The sequence below is a fragment of the Acinetobacter sp. AOR01_HL genome, assembly GCF_027855455.1.
Classification (GTDB): Bacteria; Pseudomonadota; Gammaproteobacteria; order Pseudomonadales; family Moraxellaceae; genus Acinetobacter; species Acinetobacter baumannii.
The window spans coordinates 34,489-53,979 of record NZ_JAKTIM010000014.1 but is presented as its reverse complement, the minus strand read 5'-3'; the positions used below and the strand labels follow the sequence as shown (position 1 = coordinate 53,979).

Below are 19,491 nucleotides of genomic sequence, written 5' to 3'. Positions count from 1 at the left end.
CCCACCTATAGCAGGGTTAAAATAGGAGGAGGGTCTTGTTTAGAGATATGAGGGGACTTATAAGAATTGGACCAATAATATTGTTGTTTTGACTCAGATGACTGTATTAAAGGTGAAACAATTTTTTCTTGTGCTTCTACAATCACAACATGAAAACATGAAGGTAAATGGTCATGATGATCGGACAAGCTTAAGGGAGCTTTATGCATAGTCCCTTCAACTTCTGTCTTTTCAGTATGGCTATGCTGTGAAGCTTCATAACTCAACGCTGCATGATGCCCAAAATGATGTAATGCTTTTTCCTGATTCTCATGGGCGCAAAATGCCGCTGCCACATTCCATAAACTTTGGAATATAAGCAAACAGAATAAGACGGACATAAAAAGTGCAGAACGTGGCAACAGCACACCATTAAACTAAAAAGTTGAACAAAGCCACTATAGCAGGCACCTAGCATGTAATAAAATTACAAAACATTGATTTATTGGTTTCATTCTTTTCACTTAAAGCTAAGCCATTTTTTATCTTCACAAAAATAATTTTTTACGAGTAATGCTTATGTATAAAACGTTGACCACTTGCCTACTAGTAACTTGTCTTGGCTTAAGTGGATGTGCAACTTCTATATTATCGACTGCCCTGCCGAATGAGACGACTGAGGTCCAAACAACTATTTTAAAGACAGATCAAATTATTGCACTTGGGCAAGCCGTTAAAAACCAGCAAGAACAAGGCATCGTATTTATAGGTCAAGACTTTAATTATTTAATGACCGAAGGAAGTTCGGAATTTTTAAATATCATTAAAAATATTCCTGTAAATCAAAGAACTTTAATTATTCCATCTCCTCTACTACTTGAAATGGATGATCCTACGCATTTTCATGGTGAACTCAAGTTTCAATACAATATTCCCGCTTCAAAACTCTCTGATCAACAGAAAGATAATTTAAAAAATTTAGGGTTTAAAAATCATTTTATGGTTATGGAGAACCAAACACAGCTTTTATATCCTTACGCTATTATTCGTTTTAAAGGCCAAATTTATCAAACCAGCCCTACTTTAAAAGTTCAACAAACGATTCCAACTCCATATCCAATCGCCTTACAACAAAAAGATGAAATAACCAAGAAACATCCGTTTAAACGTGTAACGCGTATGGCGCTTTATCCTTTAGCGATGGCATTTGATATAGTGACGGTAGCTCCTTCTCTCATCTTGTCAGATTTACGAGGTGACTTTACTAAATAAGCACCCTTACTAATCTAAAAAACAAAACCAGCCCTTAGGCTGGTTTTGTTTAAGAAAATTTCTTTTGTTTGATATTTATAAATTTTCTCAATTTTTTTATTTTGAATAATCATTTGTTCTTAAACTTTTTAAATTCTATTTTCATGTTTGTATACCAATACTTTTATAGAAATTTCGCTAAGCGTAAAAACACGTGTAACTTTTATGTAAGCTAAAACTTCATCATTTTTCATCCAAATGCGCTATATCAGATTTACAAAAAATAACATAAGATTTTCATATAAGGGACTAGCTTAAAAGTGTGAGTCAATTCAATCAAATTGAGGAACAAGGGGAGACTGTCATGAATATGAAAACAATCAAGCATGGGCTTAATCACTTGTTTGCCTTTGAAAACTTACCAGCCGATATGCATTCACAAGCTGAGGATGAAATTGAACAAGGCTTACGCTTTGAAGAGTTAGCCATACAAGATCATGAACGTATGCAGAATTGGTTAGATATTACCCCAAATGACCGCAATGCGATGTGGTGCTACCTCCGTGCAGCTTTAAGAGGTAATGCTGACGCTTCCTTTAAACTTGGTATTGGCTATTTAAATGGTCAATTTGGTTTAGATAAAAACTACACTGAAGCTGAAAAGTGGTTAAACAAAGCAGCAAGTCAGGGACATCCTGATGCTGAACGTTGCTTACAAGAAGCTTTTAGTAAACTTGCCTTCTAACAAAAAACCAGCCCTTAGGCTGGTTTTTAAATTTAGCAGTAATTAACCGCTAATTTTTTTGTATTTCTTGCGATGAGGCTGAGCGTCATCACCTAGCTTAGCACGGCGATAAGCTTCAAACTCGGTATAGTTACCTGTATAGAACTCTGGTTGTTCATCTTCAAATGACAAGATATGAGTCGCAATACGGTCAAGGAACCAACGGTCATGCGATACAACCATTACTGTACCTGGGAATACCAAAATTGCATCTTCAAGTGCACGTAAAGTTTCTACGTCCAAGTCGTTTGATGGTTCATCCAGTAAGATAACGTTTGCACCTTGCTGTAAAATTTTCGCAAGTTGTAAACGGTTACGCTCACCACCTGACAATTCACCTACGCGTTTTTGCTGATCTTGGCCTTTAAAGTTAAAACGACCAATATAAGCACGTGATGCAATTTCATAATCGCCCACTTTCAAGATGTCTAAACCGCCAGAAACTTCTTCCCAAACCGTTTTGTTATCATCTAAAGTGTCACGAATCTGACCAACATAAGCAACTTTAACTGAATCACCAAGTGTTACAGTACCGGTGTCAGGTTTTTGCTCACCTGTCATCATACGGAATAAAGTAGTTTTACCGGCACCATTAGGACCAACAATACCTACAATTGCTGCTGGTGGTACGGTAAATGACAAGTTTTCGTAAAGTAAACGATCACCAAATGACTTGCTGATATTTTCTACTTCAACAACCTTGTTACCTAAACGTGGACCAGGTGGAATATAGATTTCAGAGGTCTCATTACGCTGTTGGAATTCGCGTGAGTTAAGCTCTTCAAAACGCTCCATACGCGCTTTGTTTTTCTTTTGCTGACCTTTCGCATTTTGACGAACCCATTCAAGTTCTTTTTTCAATGCTTTAGCAAAAGATTCTTCTTGTTTCTGCTCTTGTTCTAAACGAGCATTTTTTTGCTCCAACCAAGAAGTGTAGTTACCTTGGTAAGGAATACCGTGTCCACGGTCAAGCTCCAAGATCCACTCGGCAACGTTATCTAAGAAATAACGGTCGTGCGTAATCGCCACGATTGTGCCAGGGAAATCTTTTAAGAATCGCTCTAACCAAGATACAGACTCTGCATCCAAATGGTTCGTTGGTTCGTCAAGAAGCAACATATCTGGTTTAGAGAGCAATAAACGGCAAAGTGCTACACGACGGCGTTCACCACCAGAAAGCTTAGTTACATCTGCATCCCAAGCTGGAAGGTTCAAGGCATCTGCCGCGATTTCAAGCTGGTTATTTAGGTTATGTGCATCCCAAGCATGGATAATTGATTCTAATTTTTCCTGCTCTTTCGCAAGCGCATCAAAATCAGCATCTGGGTCTGCATATTCTGCAAATACCTGATCAAGACGCTCTAAAGCATCTAAAGCTTCACGCACACCATCTTCAACGTTACCACGAACGTCTTTAGTCGGATCAAGTGGCGGTTCTTGCTCTAAATAGCCGATTTTAATTCCAGGTTGTGCACGAGCTTCACCAGAGAAATCTTTATCTACGCCAGCCATAATACGAAGCAAGGTAGACTTACCCGCACCGTTCAAACCGAGAACACCAATTTTGGCACCCGGGAAAAATGATAAAGAGATGTCTTTTAAGATTTCGCGCTTTGGCGGAACCATCTTAGACACTCGGTTCATCGTATAAATATATTGGGCCACGCAGGACTCCTCAATTGAAAAACCAATACATCGCAAGACGCGACAAAATAATCGCGCGTATTATACGATGAAAACACTAATGACTTGAAGTTATGATTTCCATCGTACGGATTTATCAAACAATTTTCTTTTTCAATAAGTTGCAAAATGTTTATGTATAAGATTTATACAACGTTTCAGCGTATATTTTTCTATCTATATTCCTAAAATTGGATAACAAACCAGAATTTCTGCAATTTTCTATATAAATTTTAAGCTAGACTCGCTCAATATTTAACTCACGAAGATGAAGTAATCATGACTTATAAAGATGAAACCTTAGCCATTCACGCAGGCTACACTCCAGAAGCAACCACTAAAGCTGTTGCAGTCCCTATCTATCAAACAACTTCGTATGCATTTGATAACACACAACACGGTGCCGACCTTTTCGATTTAAAAGTTCAAGGCAATATCTATACCCGTATTATGAATCCAACCACAGCCGTACTTGAGCAGCGCCTTGCTGCGTTAGAAGGCGGTATTGGGGCATTAGCTTTGGCATCGGGAATGGCAGCTATTACTTACGCAATTCAGACCATTACTGAAGCTGGAGATAATATTGCCTCAGTCTCAACTTTATATGGTGGAACGTATAACTTATTTGCTCATACCCTGCCAAAACAAGGCATTGAAGTTCGCTTTTTTGATTATCAAAAGCCTGAAAGTTTACGTAACTTAATTGATGATAAAACTAAACTTGTTTTTGTTGAGTCAATCGGCAATCCGCTTGGAAATATCATCGATCTAGAAGAAATTTCGAAAATCGCCCATGAATATGGCGTACCTGTCGTTGTTGATAATACAGTCGCTACCCCTGCTTTATTAAAACCATTCCAATATGGCGCCGATATCGTCATACATTCTTTGACTAAATATATTGGTGGTCATGGCAATAGTATTGGTGGTGCGATTATCGATAGCGGTAAGTTTCCTTGGGGTAAATATCCGGAGCGTTTTAAAGTATTGAACACGCCAGACCCAAGCTATCATGGTGTGAACTATGTCGAGGCATTAGGTGAAGCTGCCTATATAGCAAGGGCTCGCGTTGTACCATTACGTAATACAGGCGCAGCTATTAGCCCGCTCAGTGTTTTCTTAATTTTACAGGGTCTAGAAACGCTTAATTTACGGATGGAACGTCATACTGAAAATGCACAAAGAATTGCGGAATATTTGCAAAATCATCCGAAAGTAAAATGGGTCAATTACGCAGGCTTAAAAGATCATCCACAACACCAACTTGCGCAAAAATATGTAAAAGGTAAACCTTCTGCAATTTTATCTTTTGGGGTTCAAGATGGCCGTGAAGGCGGTACTCGCTTCATTGATGCCCTCCAGCTATTTACCCGCCTTGTGAACATTGGTGATGCGAAAAGTCTGGCGTGTCACCCTGCAACCACAACTCACCGCCAACTCAACGAACAAGAACTAAAAGCTGCTGGTGTAAGTGAAGATATGGTACGTCTTTCAATTGGTATCGAGCATGTTGATGACCTCATTGCCGATTTAGAACAAGCACTTTCATCCGTATAAATTTTAAACCCATCTAACAAGCCTCTGGAATATAGAGGCTTTTTTATTTTTAAGTGATTTAACTATTAAGAATAATTAATGGATTAGGGTAATAATTTAGAGTTTTTACTCTAAATAAATTGTTAAATTTCATATATTTACATACTAGACAATTTTTAAACATCTATTAAGATAAGGCAATATTTAGGAGTTCATCAGGATGAACCAACGGTTGTAAAAATAAAAATTACATACCGGAATAAATAGCCCCTGCCCCTACTTAGGTAAAATGCTGTGAATAAAAAATTAGAAGCTCTGTTCCAGGAAAAGGTACAAGGTAAAGTCATCTTAGTGACAGGCGCCTCAAGTGGAATCGGTTTAACGATTTCCAATAAACTTGCTGATGCTGGTGCGCATGTTTTACTGGTTGCCCGTACTCAAGAAACATTAGAAGAAGTCAAAGCAGATATTGAAAGCCGTGGCGGTCAGGCATCAATTTTCCCATGTGATCTGAATGACATGGAAATGATTGATCAGGTTTCTAAAGAGATTTTAGCTTCTGTTGACCATATTGATATTTTAATTAATAACGCAGGTCGCTCTATTCGTCGTGCTGTTCATGAGTCTTATGATCGTTTCCACGACTTTGAACGTACTATGCAATTAAACTACTTTGGCGCTGTACGTTTAGTGCTCAATATTTTGCCTCACATGATTCAACGCAAAGATGGGCAAATTATCAATATTAGTTCGATTGGTGTATTAGCAAATGCAACCCGCTTCTCGGCTTATGTTGCTTCTAAAGCTGCGCTTGATGCATTTAGCCGTTGTCTATCGGCAGAAGTTCATGCACATAAAATTGCAATTACTTCAATTTACATGCCTTTAGTGCGTACACCAATGATTGCGCCAACCAAGATTTATAAATATGTACCGACTCTCTCACCTGAGCAAGCAGCCGATTTAATTGCTTATGCAATTGTGAGACGTCCAAAACGTATTGCAACTAACTTAGGCCGTTTGGCTTCTATGACCTATTCAGTGGCCCCTGGCATTAACAATATGTTTATGTCGATTGGTTTCCGTCTGTTTCCAAGTTCAGACGCCGCAAAAGGCAAAAAAGCTGAAAAACTTAACTGGGTGCAAAAAGCATATGCACGCATTTTCCCAGGTGAGCATTGGTAATTTAAAATATTCAGCGAACTTAAATAAAAAAGCGCCTCATGAAAGGCGCTTTTTTATTTGATTCTATTTACGCATCTAAAAACTCGACATGCCCTGTTTTAACATCGTAAATCGCGCCAACAATCGCTATTTCACCACGATCCAATAAGTCTTTAAGTACCGTACTGTTATTAATAATATATTGGATATTGTAGTGAACATTCATAGCAGTTACCTGATTTACGAAGGTCTTGTTTAATTCACGGGGTTGCATAATGTCATATACGCTTTCTACCGAATGCATGAGCGGACCAAGCACATATTGAATATGCGGCATCTCTTTGACATCAGAGATTTGCTTTTGCTGTAAGCGTAACTGACATGCACTAGTCACTGCACCACAGTCAGTATGGCCTAAAACTAAAATGACTTTTGAGCCTTTGGCCTGACAAGCAAACTCAAGCGAGCCTAATACCTTTTGACCTGCAATATTTCCTGCAATCCTTAAACTAAATAGATCACCAATACCCACATCAAAAATCATTTCAGTTGGAGCACGTGAGTCCATACAGCCCAAAACGGCAGCAATTGGGTGCTGGCCTTCATCTGCAGTAACACGAATTTGGCGATAAATATCACGTTGCAAGCGCTCATTTTTTACGAAACGTTCATTTCCTTCTTTAAGTAAAGTAATGACTTGCTGTGGACTTAATTTACGTTGTAGATCTCTCGTACTAATGTAGATATCCAGTACTGCATCATCTACCTCCTCATAGTGCTGCTTAAATCCAATAAGCTTAAGGTCGACTTGGCGTTTAACTGCCGTCTCATTTTGATAGTCTTGAATGACTTGATAAATATCCGGATCAATCGAATCACATTGAGTGGCATCAATAATCAACTGTTGATCTTTATGAACATGTTCCAAGGCAGAAATGAGTGCGGAACGATTTAGAAAAGTCACTTGTGAAGGAAGCTCAATACGCGTCACGATTCCATGTAAATGCTTTTCTTTATAAACACGAACACCTTTATTGAAGTTGCCATATAAAATAAATGCACTACTGGTAAATAGCCCCACCAAGATTCCGGTTAATAAATCTGTCAGCAAGATTGCAACCAAGGTAATAATGAATGGTAAAAACTGTCTCCAACCCTTTTGGTAAAGCTGTTTGAATAACTTTGGATGAGTCAGTTTAAAACCAGTCACGATCAAAATTGCTGCAAGTGCAGACAAAGGAATCATGTTCATGAGTGGGACAAAAAATAGAATGGCAAGTAGTAACAACACACCATGAATAATGGTTGAGCATTTACTACGTGCACCTGTATTGGCATTTACAGAACTACGGACAATCACTGAGGTCACTGGCATTCCGCCAATTAAACCCGACACAATATTACCTGCTCCTTGCGCCCATAACTCACGATTAGGTGGAGATGAACGCTTTTGAGGATCAAGCTTATCGGCCGCTTCTAAATTTAGTAATGTTTCTAAAGATGCCACGATCGCAAGTGTAATGGCTCCGGTATAAATTAATGGTTCAGCTAAATAGCTAAAGTCAGGAAAAACCAATACCTCTTCTGGTGCTTGTAATATATTTGGTAGTTGAATCAAATTATTACTTTGCACAGCCCATGAAGAACCGATACTTATTAAAACAAAGTTAAAAACTGCTGCGAGTACCACGGCAATTAAGGCAGAAGGCAACGCTAACTTTTTAAGTGGGCTACTGTCCCAAGCTAAAATTAAAAATAAGCTCAGCAGTCCAATCAATGCTGCTCCAGCATCAAATTTTTGGATAAACGTATCCGGTGTAGCAGTCCAAACTTCTTTCCATGAAAAATCAGTCAACCCAAATAAATAAGGTAACTGTGTCACAATCAGAATGGCACCAATGGCTGCCAACAATCCTAAAATGACATTGTTTGGAATAAAGTTGGCAAAGAAACCCAACTTAAATACACCAAACAGAATTTGTAAAATTCCTGCAAATACAATACACAATAAAAAGGCGGCATAATTGCCGCCTAATTGATCGAGTTGTACAAGGATGACCGCAGTCAACCCTGCTGCTGGGCCAGAAACGCTGATATGAGAGCCACTCAGCAGGCCAACAATAATTCCACCCACTATTCCAGCAATAATGCCAGAAATAATTGGAGCACCTGAGGCTAAGGCAATACCCAAACATAAGGGTAAGGCCACGAGAAATACGACCACTCCCGAAAGGAGGTCGTTTACGTGAAATCTATTTTTCAGTTCTAAAGCCGGCATAAAAACAACCATTTATAATATAAAAAAACAATCAATTTTTAATGTAACTGCCTGAAAGTGAGGAACTTACTTCAAGGCTTTATCGATATTGTCTGACAACTGAATCGGGTTAAAGTTGAGTTATGCTATAACGTTGTATAGTTGATTGTAGATTTCACGACGTTTTTGTTGATCTTAAGATTCACCTCATCTTTATGAGCCTGATGTTTTAATAAAACATAGCGCTAGCCATTTAGAAGACGATTTAGAAACAATAAAAAAGCCTCCCGTTTAGGAGGCTTTTTTAAGTTCTCTAAAGGCTCTTATTTAGAACCCTTAATTCCTGCTTGCAATAATAATGCACCAAAACCACCAATTTTTTGCTCTTGTGGTTTTTCTTGCTTACTACGCTGCGGACGTTCAACTTGATCTTTACGCGGTTGTGGACGTTTACCTTGTGGTTTACGCTCAGAACGCTGTTCGTTATTTTGTTCACGACGTGGGGGACGCTGTGCTTTCACAGGTGCCGCACCTTCTGCACGCATACTTAAGTTTACACGGTTACGTTCAACATCAACTTGCATAACACGCACTTGTACGATCTGACCTGGTTTTACCACTTTATGCGGGTCAGAAACGAACTCATTGGCTAATTCAGAGATATGAACCAAACCATCTTGATGCACACCAATATCAACAAAAGCACCAAAATTCGTCACATTCGTCACAACACCTTCAAGCTGCATACCTTCAGTCAACTGAGCAACTTCAGTAATGTCTTCACGGAATTTAGCTGTGCGGAATTCTGGACGAGGGTCACGGCCCGGTTTTTCAAGTTCTGCTAAAACGTCTTGAATAGTTGGCAAACCGAATTTGTCATCAACAAACTCTTCTGCTTTTACCTGACGAATAATTTCGGTATTACCAATAATGTCTTTTACCGTTGTAGCTTTTGCTGCAACAATTTTCTCAACAAGACCATAACTTTCAGGGTGAACAGCAGATGCATCTAATGGCTCTGAACCATTTTGGATACGCAAGAAACCAGCAGCCTGTTCAAAAGTACGTTCGCCAAGACGCGGTACATTTTTAAGTGCCTGACGTGTGTCAAAACGGCCATGCTCTTTACGGTATTCAACAATTTGCTGTGCAATTGCTTTGTTTAAACCTGCAATATAAGCCAAGATTGCTGGTGAAGCAGTATTTACATCTACCCCAACAGCATTCACACAGTCTTCTACAACTGCATCAAGCGTTTTTGCTAAACCAGTTTGGTTCACATCATGTTGATATTGACCTACGCCAATCGACTTCGGATCAATTTTAACAAGCTCAGCAAGCGGGTCTTGTAAACGGCGCGCAATAGAAACTGCACCACGGATTGAAACATCAAGCTCTGGCAGTTCCGCCGCAGCAAGTTCACTTGCAGAGTAAACAGAAGCGCCTGCTTCACTTACGGTTACGCGAGTTAATTTAAGATCTGTATTTGCAGCCATCATTTCAGCTACAACAGCTTCTGTTTCACGGCTCGCAGTACCATTGCCAATAGCAATAAGCTCGACATTGTATTCACGACATAGACGTGCAAGCTCAGCAATTGAGCCTTCTTTATCTTCTTTAGGCGCAAATGGATAAATCGTGCTATGTGCAAGTACATCACCAGCTTCGCTTACCACAGCTAGTTTCACACCAGTACGAATACCAGGGTCAACACCCAAAGTCGTACGGCTACCAGCTGGCGCTGATAACAATAAGTGACGAAGATTTTCAGCAAACACCTGCATTGCTTCTGCTTCAGCAGCAAGACGTTTTTCTGTAAGTAATGAATGCTCGATTTGAGGACGAACTTTACCTAACCAGAATAATTTTGCAGTTTGTTTTAAGAAATCTTGACGTGTTTGTGGCTGAATCTGATCAAGGTTGTATTCAGTTTCAATACGAGCCAATGGTGCATCATCTTCGCCATCAACTTTTAAACCAAGTACGTTTTCTTGGCGGCCACGTAACATCGCCAATAAACGATGTGATGGTAATTTGTTTAGGCCTTCAGAGAATTCAAAGTAATCGCGGAACTTTTTGCCCACTTCTTTCTTCTCTTCAGATGCAACAGTACTTTTTAATACTGCTGTTTTTGCAAAAGTTGCTTTTAATTCTGTAGTAAGAGGAATGTTTTGTGCCCAGTCATCAATCAGAATATGCTGGATTGCGTCTAATTGACTTTCAACGTCCGGATAGTCTTCATGACTAAAACCAGCCAATGCTTCTGTCGGATCAATTTGTTCTGAAATAATTTTTTCGGCAATTGGTCCAAGGCCCGCTTCTTTCGCCTTGAAAGATTTGCTCGTACGTTTAGGACGGTACGGCGCATAAATTTCTTCTAAAGCATTTTTTGTTTCGGCTGCATTCACCCGCGCCAACAAGTCATCATTCAATTTATTCTGTTCTTGCAATGACTGAATGACCTTTTCACGGCGCTCATATAAATCACGTAAATACGCTAAACGAGTATCTAATTGGCGTAACTGCGTATCATCTAAACCTTGTGTTACTTCTTTACGGTAACGGGCAATGAATGGAACACTGGCACCTTCATCAATTAAGCGGATGGCAGCTTCTACTTGGTTTGGACGTACGGCAAGCTCACTTGCCAACTGCTGAACTAAGTCAGTCATCGTGTTTGATCCCACAAGGATAAAGTTTAAAAGCACTGATTATAAAGACCAAGACCATAAAATCCACACTTGTTTGCGTATTCAAAACGTTTTTTTGTATTGACTATGAATTTTTCACATTCTTATGGCCGTAAAAAAGTTTTTTCTGTGACTCATTTGGGCCTTTAAGCTAGCCTTTTACCTTTTAAAAAATATGAAATTTATAGATTCTTCTTTAATTAAAGAAAATTTTTAATATAAATTATGAGAAAAAGAACATATTGATACATTGCCAGAACGATCAAAATATAGTTTTTCTTATCTTTCTAAATAAATTATTAAGTTCTCATACTTAAACCACAAATGAATAAATTAAAAATTAGAACTTAAAAACCGAAACTCATTTTTAAAATAATTTATTTGAAACAAATATTTATTAGAATTTAATCGATGAGAAAGAGGTAAATAGCCAAATATTTGAGTTTTTCTTTAAGGCTTTGCTAAATTATGGGCATAAGATGTTGTTTTTTGGTTTCAAGCCCCTACGAAAATTGTAATTTTGAGCAAATTGATACATAGTCTTAACAAGAACATCGGCATTATACTGAGGGCTTGTTGGCAATAAGCCTAACCGATCCAATAATATATAAATTATGACTTTAAAAGGGAGTACATCATGAGTTTAGTTGTACCTGCTGAACATCCTGAAACCGTACATAACGAAACGGATCGTGTCGAGCGCATTTTAGTGGTCGATGACGATGTGCGTTTACGTACCCTCTTGCAACGTTTTTTGGAAGATAAAGGCTTTGTTGTAAAAACTGCCCATGATGCCTCACAAATGGATCGTTTATTACAACGTGAGTTATTTTCACTTATCGTGCTCGACTTTATGTTGCCCGTTGAAGATGGTTTAAGTATTTGTCGTCGTTTACGTCAGTCAAATATTGATACTCCAATTATCATGTTAACTGCACGTGGTAGTGACTCTGACCGTATTGCTGGTCTTGAAGCCGGCGCAGATGACTATTTACCAAAACCATTTAACCCAAATGAACTTTTAGCACGTATTCGCGCAGTATTGCGTCGTCAGGTACGTGAAGTTCCGGGTGCGCCAAGCCAACAAGTTGAAGTGGTTAGCTTCGGTCCATGGTCTCTAGATTTATCTACACGTACACTGACTCGTGAGGGTCAAATCGTTACATTGACTACAGGTGAATTTGCCGTATTAAAAGCTTTGGTACAGCATCCACGTGAACCTTTAACACGCGACAAGCTCATGAACTTGGCTCGTGGCCGTGAATGGGGTGCAATGGAACGTTCTATTGATGTTCAAGTGTCTCGTCTACGCCGCTTAATTGAAGATAACCCGGCACGCGCACGTTACATTCAAACTGTATGGGGCGTAGGCTATGTGTTTGTTCCGGATGGTGCTGAATAAGCTTGAGATAAAATAGAGTGAGTTTAGAGCCAATACCACCGCAAACCTTTACCGACTACGTTGCGTACTCAGAGCGTAAACGGACCCGATGGGAACGTTTTCTCGATAAGATTAAGCCACGTTCTGCGGCCATGCGTACCACAATTTTGGTACTGCTCGTGGTACTCTTTAGCTTATTTATGTCATTGTGGTTTTTTTGGCGAACCCTCTATTTACCTGAAATTCAGCAACATGCACGCTATCTAGCAGTTGAACTAGAACTGGTAAATAACCCTAATATTCGTATTTTTCATCGTGATAGCGAAGTTGACGTCGACACATGGTTACGCAATCGGGTTGGCATTGAATATGTCACGAACCCCAAAGAATATCCAAGTGTCCGCGATAAAATTATTGCCGAGTTTTTTACCAACCAAGTTGAGCAAAAACTGGCAAATGAAATTGGCGCAAAAGACGTTACTGTCTATTTCCAATTTAAACCTAGCCCACGTATCTGGATTCAAACACCAGAAATGCATGGTAACTGGGTTCGTGAACCTTTAAAAACCTATGCCAACTATAGCCCCGAGCTACTGGTAGGCTGGGTTGTGGGTGTCCCATTAGTTTCGGCCATCATTATTTTAATTTTGGTTCGACAAATGAACCGACCATTACGTCGTTTGCAAAATGCTGCCAACGAATACAGTAAGTCTGGAACTGCACCTTATTTAGATACTAACCATGGCCCTTTAGAAATTCGCCAAGTAAACCAAGCGTTTAACCGTATGGTATATACGCTTGAACAAACGGAGCGTGAAAGACGAATCATGCTAGCGGGAATTTCACATGATTTAAGGACTCCTCTCACACGTATTCGTTTAACTGCAGAGATGCTACCTGATGAGTTTCTACGTGAAGGTCTGGTTTATGACGTAGATGATATGGATGCGATTCTAAATCAGTTCATCTCATATATGCGCGATGGTTCAGATGAGGAATTAAAAGACACTAATATCAATATTCTTTTACAAGAATTGGTGGTTCAGTTTAAACCCCTTGATATTCGCTTTAACATGCAGGATGTTCCTATCATTCCTGCACGCAGTCTCTCTTTAAAACGACTTATTGCCAACCTCATTAATAACGCCAAGCGTTATGGTGCTGAACCGATCGAACTCAGTGCAAAGGTTGAAAATGAACATATTTTAATTACGGTTGCTGACCATGGTGAAGGCATTCCAGAAGATCAAATTGAAGAATTAATGCAACCTTTTGTAAGAGGCAACTCGGCTAGAACGATTCAGGGAAGCGGTTTGGGTCTTGCCATTGTTAAACGTATTGTCGATATTCACCAAGGTGAAATACAGATTCACAATCGTGAACAAGGCGGTTTAGAGGTTATTATTTCTTTACCAATTCCAAAACCCGCCCCTGAAGAAAATACAACGCACAATCCTTTAGAAAAAATCAAACAAACTTTAAGTGAGCGCTTTTAATTTGAGCAATTGAACATTTAAAGCGCTATTTTAAACCTCAAAAAAGACAATAATAATCAATATATTAAAAATCATAAAAATAAGTTATACCCGCATTTATTTAAAAAATTAGACCTTAGCCTAACACCTATGCACTTTTCATTTTTTCATAGCTAAAATCCGGTATGTTTTGACAATATTGAGGATGTCCAATGTCTTTAAGTCGTATTCGCCTAGCTTCTCTTCATGACAAGGTCATCAGTGCTGAACAAGCTGCGCAATTCATCGAAAATGGAATGACCGTTGGTATGAGTGGTTTTACTCGTGCCGGTGAAGCTAAAGCTGTTCCACAAGCACTTGTAGAGCTTGCAAAAAAGAATCCGTTAAAAATCACGTTAATTACGGGTGCTAGCTTAGGTAATGACTTAGACAAACAACTCACGGAAGCAGGTGTTTTATCTCGTCGCATGCCATTCCAGGTGGATAACACTTTACGCCGCGCAATTAACAACGGCGAAGTCATGTTTATTGACCAACACTTGTCAGAAACTGTTGAGCAAATGCGTAACCAGCAACTTAAACGTCCAGATGTTGCGGTCATTGAAGCAATTGCGATTACTGAAGATGGTGGCATTATTCCAACAACTTCTGTTGGTAACTCTGCAAGTTTTGCGATTTTTGCCGAAAAAGTAATTGTTGAAATCAACACTTCTTTAAGCGAAAGCTTTGAAGGTTTGCACGATATCTATATTCCAACTTACCGCCCAACACGTACGCCAATTCCATTAACAAAAGTGGATGAACGTATTGGTACAACAGCTATCCAAATCGATCCTTCGAAAATTGTTGGTATTGTATTTAACGATACACATGACTCTCCATCGACAGTCACTCCACCAGATGATGAGACTCAAGGCATTGCCAATCACCTTATAGCATTCTTTGAAAAAGAAGTGGCTGAAGGTCGTTTACCGAAAAACCTTGGTCCACTCCAAGCAGGGATCGGTTCAATTGCAAACGCTGTACTAACAGGTTTAAAAGATTCTAATTTTGAAGACCTCATCATGTACTCAGAAGTACTACAAGACTGTACTTTTGAATTAATTGATGCAGGCAAAATGAAATTTGCTTCTGGTAGTTCAATTACGCTTTCAGCAAAATGTGGTGAAAAAGTTTTTGGCAATATCGAAGCTTACAAAGACAAATTAGTGCTTCGTCCACAAGAAATTTCTAATCACCCTGAGCTTGTACGTCGTCTAGGTATTATCGGTATTAATACTGCACTTGAGTTTGATATTTACGGTAACGTGAACTCAACTCACGTGTGTGGTACTAAAATGATGAACGGTATTGGTGGTTCAGGTGACTTCGCTCGTAATGCGCACTTGGCAATCTTTGTAACCAAATCTATTGCTAAAGGCGGAGATATTTCTTCTATCGTGCCAATGGTGAGTCACGTTGATCATAGTGAACACGACGTTGATATTTTAGTGACAGAGCAAGGTTTAGCAGACTTACGTGGTTTAGCACCTCGTGAACGCGCTCGCGCTATTATCGACAACTGCGTACACCCGCTTTACCGTGATGCATTAAATGACTACTTTGATCGTGCATGTGCTAAAGGCGGACATACACCTCACTTACTTCGTGAAGCATTGTCTTGGCATGCAAACTTCGAAGAAACAGGCCAAATGCTTCAACCAACACCAGTTGCAAAATCAGCTTAAGTCATACTTTTAATTTAAGCACTCCTACGGGGGTGCTTTTTTATTTGTGTAAATTATTCACAAACTACTGCTCAAGTTCGAATTTTTATTTTATCTTTTCAATACATCAAAACAAAAAGTAGAAATCCATATGTTCATTATTCGCCAATTTACAAATGCAGATCTGGATGATGTGGTCAGTTTATGGGAAAGCTGTGGCCTAACTCGCCCTTGGAATAACCCTGAAACGGATATTTTCAGGAAAGTTTCGCAGCAGGACGATTTATTCCTCGTTGCTATTAAGGATGAGCAACTGATTGGCACGCTTATGGGCGGCTACGACGGCCATAGAGGCTGGATTAATTATCTGGCTGTTCACCCCCACCAACAACGCTTAGGAATAGCCACAGCGCTTGTTCAACAGCTTGAGAAGCGGCTTATGGCGCGTGGCTGTCCCAAATTACAATTATTAGTGCGCAAAGATAATCTGAATGTGTTGAATTTTTACGAGCAGCTCGGCTATGACGAAGTAGAAGCAGTATGTTTAGGAAAACGTCTTATTAGTGACAACCCTCATGACTAAAGGCGCTTCTTCAAATGAAGAGCTTTAGGAAATAAAGCCAGACTTTGGGATAACTCACTTTACTTGTGGATAAAATGAGAGTTATACACAAGTGAAGTCATTCTACTCACGAATCAAATAAATAGACATGAAAAAAGCCCCATACTTAAAGTATGGGGCTTTTTCGAATATGGTGGCGAGACCCAGGATCGAACTGGGGACACACGGATTTTCAATCCGTTGCTCTACCAACTGAGCTATCACGCCGATGGCCTGTATTAAGCCGTATCTCAGAACAATAGTCAACAATTATCCTGAGTTTTTGATTTAAATGAGTATTTTTTATACTCAAAAAAAATCCCTGATGGGATCAGGGATTGAAAACACAAATAATGGTGGCGAGACCCAGGATCGAACTGGGGACACACGGATTTTCAATCCGTTGCTCTACCAACTGAGCTATCACGCCGAAGTGGGCGTATTAAACAATGTTTATGGGAGGACGTCAAGCAACTTCCGCATTTTTTGTAACAAGTGTTTAATTTTAAATCACAAGTGTCGTAAAAATAGGTTTTTAACTGTGCAATTTTCCAATATGAGCTAAGCAGCGATGAATTGCACCACAACCTGGCTCAAAAATTTTAACGCCTTTTGCTTCTTCTATACGACAAGCTTCTTCAACTAGACGCTCTGCTACTCCGCGTCCACGATTTGCAGGGTGTACAACTATATATTCAAGCACCTTGCTTTCACCTTGTCCTGAACACCAGATTGCACCTATAATTTTGGTGTTAAATTCGGCAGTGTATAGCGTGGTATACTGTTGTAAATCTTGTTCAAGTTGTTCAATCGCATCGTGCCCGTCACCAAACTCCGGACTTGTGTCATACAGTCGCTCAAGCTGATCGCGGATCTCTGAATTATCTAGAGAACTATAAGCATGTACGGTAATAGGCATTGATTAACCCTCCTGAGCAAACTATGATGCTGTCACGAATTCGTCACAGCGAAATTGTCGTTAACATCCAATCATTTTTGACGTTTTTTGAGGAACGTGTCCATGACGCAACGTATCAGTGAAGTGGTTAGAAATACCAATGAAACCAAAATTCGAGTTCGTTTAAATCTCGATGGTACTGGTCAAGGCACACTAAACACCGGAGTTCCATTTTTAGACCATATGATTGATCAAATCAAGCGACATGGCTTATTTGATATCGATATTCATTGTGATGGAGACTTAGAGATTGACGATCACCATACCGTAGAAGACTGCGGTATCACGCTTGGACAAGCTTTTGCACAAGCTTTAGGTGATAAAAAAGGTTTACGTCGTTATGGGCATTTTTACGCGCCATTAGACGAAGCTTTATCTCGTGTGGTTGTAGATTTGTCTGGTCGTCCGGGTTTATTTATGGATATTCCATTTACTCGCGCGCGCATCGGTACCTTTGACGTAGATTTATTTTCCGAGTTTTTCCAAGGTTTCGTAAACCATGCGCTTATGACCTTACACATCGATAACTTGAAAGGTAAAAATAGCCACCATCAAATCGAGAGTGTATTTAAAGCACTAGCTCGTGCTTTACGTATGGCATGTGAAATTGATCCACGTGCTGAAAACACGATTGCATCGACAAAAGGTAGCCTCTAATGACACGTATCGCATTGCTTGATTATGGCATGGGTAATCTGCACTCAGCCGCTAAAGCACTTGAGTATGTAGGTGCAACCGTCGATGTGACAAATGATCCAAAATTAATTGCACAAGCCGATAAAATTGTTTTCCCTGGTGTTGGGGCAATGCGTGACTGTATGCAAGGCATGCGTGAAGCAGGGATTGATGAAGTTGTACGCAAAGCAGCTTTTAATAAACCTGTTCTTGCAATTTGCGTAGGCATGCAGGCACTACTACAAAGCTCAGAAGAAAACGGCGGTGTAGATGCCTTGGGTATTTTTGACGGGATAGTAAAACACTTCCCTCAAATGGAAGGTTTGAAAGTCCCACACATGGGCTGGAACCAAGTTCACCAAATGGACCCAAGCCACCCGATGTGGAACAACATTGAACAAGATGCCCGCTTTTACTTTGTACACAGCTACTATGTTGAACCTAAAGATGAAAATCTTGTGGCTGCAACATGTGAGTATGGCGTGAACTTCTGCACAGCAATTCACAAAGATAATTTATTCGCGACTCAATTCCACCCAGAGAAAAGTCACACTGCTGGTTTGCAGTTACTGAAAAACTTTGTGGAATGGAATATTTAATCTGATTTAAAACTGAAAAAGATCAGGTCGAGATGGCCTGATCTTTTTTTTATTTACAATAACAACTAATCATTTATAGAATGATGTTTTATTCAACAAAATATTGAATATTTATACTTTTAAATAAAACCAAATGATCAGGAAAACAAAATGAATTCACCTTTCGAAAATCAGCCACTTCAGCACGATTCCCCCTTTAAAGCTAGTGGTCGTTTTGGGCGACTCTCTTATGCTGCTTGGACATTCTTATTTACGCTAGTCCTTGTTACCGCCATTCTACTTATTATGTTTACTTTTGGTTTTACAAACCCTGAAGGTACCCCAGACTTTTCTACACTTGGCTTAATCTGTATAGCAATTCTTTATATAGTCGGTATTTATATTAACTTCGTATTTACCATCCGCCGTTTGCATGACCGCAATAATACAGGGTGGCTCTCTTTACTGATGCTAGTACCGGTCGTGAATATTGGCCTTGCCATTTATTTATTCTGTGCAAAAGGAACTGAAGGTCCTAATGATTATGGACCTAAGCGTCCAACGCCAAGCTGGGAGCGTGTTTTAGGCTGGATTTATATTGTGCTTATTCCACTTGCATTAATTTTTGGTGTTATTGCCGTAATTATGGCTCCAACCTATGAAGGTTATGTCGAGAAAAGCGAAAGTATTGTAATTGGTAGCCCATCTCAGTCTGAATAATTTTTAAAGATGCACATAAAGCCTAGTTCTCTAGGCTTTATTCATATATAAAG

At 39.5% G+C, this 19,491-nt stretch carries 17 protein-coding genes and 2 tRNA genes; 12 read left to right on the top strand and 7 right to left on the bottom strand.

The window, feature by feature from the left end; all coding sequences use genetic code 11:
• Nucleotides 1-5: 5 nt before the first annotated feature.
• A complete protein-coding gene (locus MKL62_RS02670; RefSeq protein ID WP_025468266.1) occupies nucleotides 6-401 on the bottom strand; it encodes a cation efflux protein, CzcI-like in 396 nt (131 codons plus the stop codon).
• A gap of 157 nt (nucleotides 402-558) precedes the next feature.
• Here MKL62_RS02670 and MKL62_RS02665 point away from each other — a divergent pair, with 157 nt between their 5' ends.
• Together MKL62_RS02665 and MKL62_RS02660 are read left to right on the top strand one after the other, a co-directional pair.
• A complete protein-coding gene (locus MKL62_RS02665; RefSeq protein ID WP_005127877.1) occupies nucleotides 559-1,251 on the top strand; it encodes a YidX family protein in 693 nt (230 codons plus the stop codon).
• A gap of 343 nt (nucleotides 1,252-1,594) precedes the next feature.
• Nucleotides 1,595-1,975 (top strand): tetratricopeptide repeat protein, encoded by a 381-nt coding sequence (locus MKL62_RS02660; protein WP_001056509.1) that lies wholly within the window; start codon nucleotides 1,595-1,597, stop codon nucleotides 1,973-1,975.
• A gap of 42 nt (nucleotides 1,976-2,017) precedes the next feature.
• On the opposite strand, the gene ettA is transcribed toward MKL62_RS02660, so the two are convergent.
• Nucleotides 2,018-3,679 (bottom strand): energy-dependent translational throttle protein EttA, encoded by a 1,662-nt coding sequence (gene ettA / locus MKL62_RS02655; protein ID WP_000090021.1) that lies wholly within the window; start codon nucleotides 3,677-3,679, stop codon nucleotides 2,018-2,020.
• Between the two features lie 297 nt (nucleotides 3,680-3,976).
• On the opposite strand from ettA, the gene MKL62_RS02650 reads away from it, so the two are divergent.
• On the top strand, nucleotides 3,977-5,254 hold the full coding sequence (locus MKL62_RS02650; protein ID WP_000221152.1) for an O-acetylhomoserine aminocarboxypropyltransferase/cysteine synthase family protein: 1,278 nt from the start codon (nucleotides 3,977-3,979) through the stop codon (nucleotides 5,252-5,254).
• 273 nt (nucleotides 5,255-5,527) lie between these two features.
• Nucleotides 5,528-6,418, top strand: coding sequence for an SDR family NAD(P)-dependent oxidoreductase (locus MKL62_RS02645; protein ID WP_001035487.1), 891 nt, complete (start codon nucleotides 5,528-5,530; stop codon nucleotides 6,416-6,418).
• A 67-nt stretch (nucleotides 6,419-6,485) separates the two neighbouring features.
• Here MKL62_RS02645 and MKL62_RS02640 read toward each other — a convergent pair whose 3' ends face one another.
• Together MKL62_RS02640 and MKL62_RS02635 are read right to left on the bottom strand one after the other, a co-directional pair.
• Nucleotides 6,486-8,675 (bottom strand): bifunctional SulP family inorganic anion transporter/carbonic anhydrase, encoded by a 2,190-nt coding sequence (locus MKL62_RS02640; protein ID WP_001111065.1) that lies wholly within the window; start codon nucleotides 8,673-8,675, stop codon nucleotides 6,486-6,488.
• 302 nt (nucleotides 8,676-8,977) lie between these two features.
• Complete coding sequence (locus tag MKL62_RS02635; protein WP_000131189.1) at nucleotides 8,978-11,326, bottom strand: Tex family protein; 2,349 nt, start codon at nucleotides 11,324-11,326, stop codon at nucleotides 8,978-8,980.
• 655 nt (nucleotides 11,327-11,981) lie between these two features.
• Between MKL62_RS02635 and ompR the strand changes: the two genes are divergently transcribed.
• The 5 genes from ompR to MKL62_RS02610 all read left to right on the top strand — a co-directional run bounded on the left by ompR (nucleotide 11,982) and on the right by MKL62_RS02610 (nucleotide 16,489).
• Nucleotides 11,982-12,746, top strand: a complete 765-nt coding sequence (gene ompR, locus MKL62_RS02630) for an osmolarity response regulator transcription factor OmpR (protein WP_000060753.1) — start codon at nucleotides 11,982-11,984, stop codon at nucleotides 12,744-12,746.
• Nucleotides 12,747-12,763: 17 nt separating this feature from the next.
• Nucleotides 12,764-14,221, top strand: coding sequence for an ATP-binding protein (locus tag MKL62_RS02625; RefSeq protein ID WP_000051217.1), 1,458 nt, complete (start codon nucleotides 12,764-12,766; stop codon nucleotides 14,219-14,221).
• Between the two features lie 27 nt (nucleotides 14,222-14,248).
• The gene (locus MKL62_RS02620) at nucleotides 14,249-14,377 is read left to right on the top strand and encodes a hypothetical protein (RefSeq protein WP_085916955.1); all 129 of its coding nucleotides are present in this window, start codon (nucleotides 14,249-14,251) and stop codon (nucleotides 14,375-14,377) included.
• Nucleotides 14,378-14,412: 35 nt separating this feature from the next.
• On the top strand, nucleotides 14,413-15,927 hold the full coding sequence (locus MKL62_RS02615) for a succinyl-CoA:acetate CoA-transferase ScpC (protein WP_000059344.1): 1,515 nt from the start codon (nucleotides 14,413-14,415) through the stop codon (nucleotides 15,925-15,927).
• Between the two features lie 130 nt (nucleotides 15,928-16,057).
• Nucleotides 16,058-16,489 carry a GNAT family acetyltransferase gene (locus MKL62_RS02610; protein ID WP_000469972.1) on the top strand — a complete coding sequence of 144 codons (432 nt, stop codon included), beginning with the start codon at nucleotides 16,058-16,060 and terminating at the stop codon, nucleotides 16,487-16,489.
• A 170-nt stretch (nucleotides 16,490-16,659) separates the two neighbouring features.
• Here MKL62_RS02610 and MKL62_RS02605 read toward each other — a convergent pair.
• From MKL62_RS02605 to MKL62_RS02595, 3 genes are all read right to left on the bottom strand, one after another.
• A tRNA-Phe gene (locus tag MKL62_RS02605) sits at nucleotides 16,660-16,735 on the bottom strand.
• Between the two features lie 126 nt (nucleotides 16,736-16,861).
• Nucleotides 16,862-16,937 (bottom strand) — tRNA-Phe (locus tag MKL62_RS02600).
• A 105-nt stretch (nucleotides 16,938-17,042) separates the two neighbouring features.
• Nucleotides 17,043-17,426, bottom strand: coding sequence for a GNAT family N-acetyltransferase (locus MKL62_RS02595; RefSeq protein WP_001123235.1), 384 nt, complete (start codon nucleotides 17,424-17,426; stop codon nucleotides 17,043-17,045).
• A gap of 102 nt (nucleotides 17,427-17,528) precedes the next feature.
• Between MKL62_RS02595 and hisB the strand changes: the two genes are divergently transcribed.
• The 3 genes from hisB to MKL62_RS02580 all read left to right on the top strand — a co-directional run bounded on the left by hisB (nucleotide 17,529) and on the right by MKL62_RS02580 (nucleotide 19,438).
• Nucleotides 17,529-18,122: an imidazoleglycerol-phosphate dehydratase HisB gene (gene hisB / locus MKL62_RS02590; RefSeq protein ID WP_000194096.1), complete on the top strand. Its 594-nt coding sequence runs from the start codon at nucleotides 17,529-17,531 to the stop codon at nucleotides 18,120-18,122.
• Nucleotides 18,122-18,739: an imidazole glycerol phosphate synthase subunit HisH gene (gene hisH, locus MKL62_RS02585; protein WP_000196730.1), complete on the top strand. Its 618-nt coding sequence runs from the start codon at nucleotides 18,122-18,124 to the stop codon at nucleotides 18,737-18,739. Before hisB ends, hisH begins: the two co-directional genes overlap by 1 nt.
• Nucleotides 18,740-18,889: 150 nt before the next feature.
• The gene (locus MKL62_RS02580) at nucleotides 18,890-19,438 is read left to right on the top strand and encodes a DUF805 domain-containing protein (protein WP_001087815.1); all 549 of its coding nucleotides are present in this window, start codon (nucleotides 18,890-18,892) and stop codon (nucleotides 19,436-19,438) included.
• The last annotated feature ends 53 nt before the right edge of the window (nucleotides 19,439-19,491 follow it).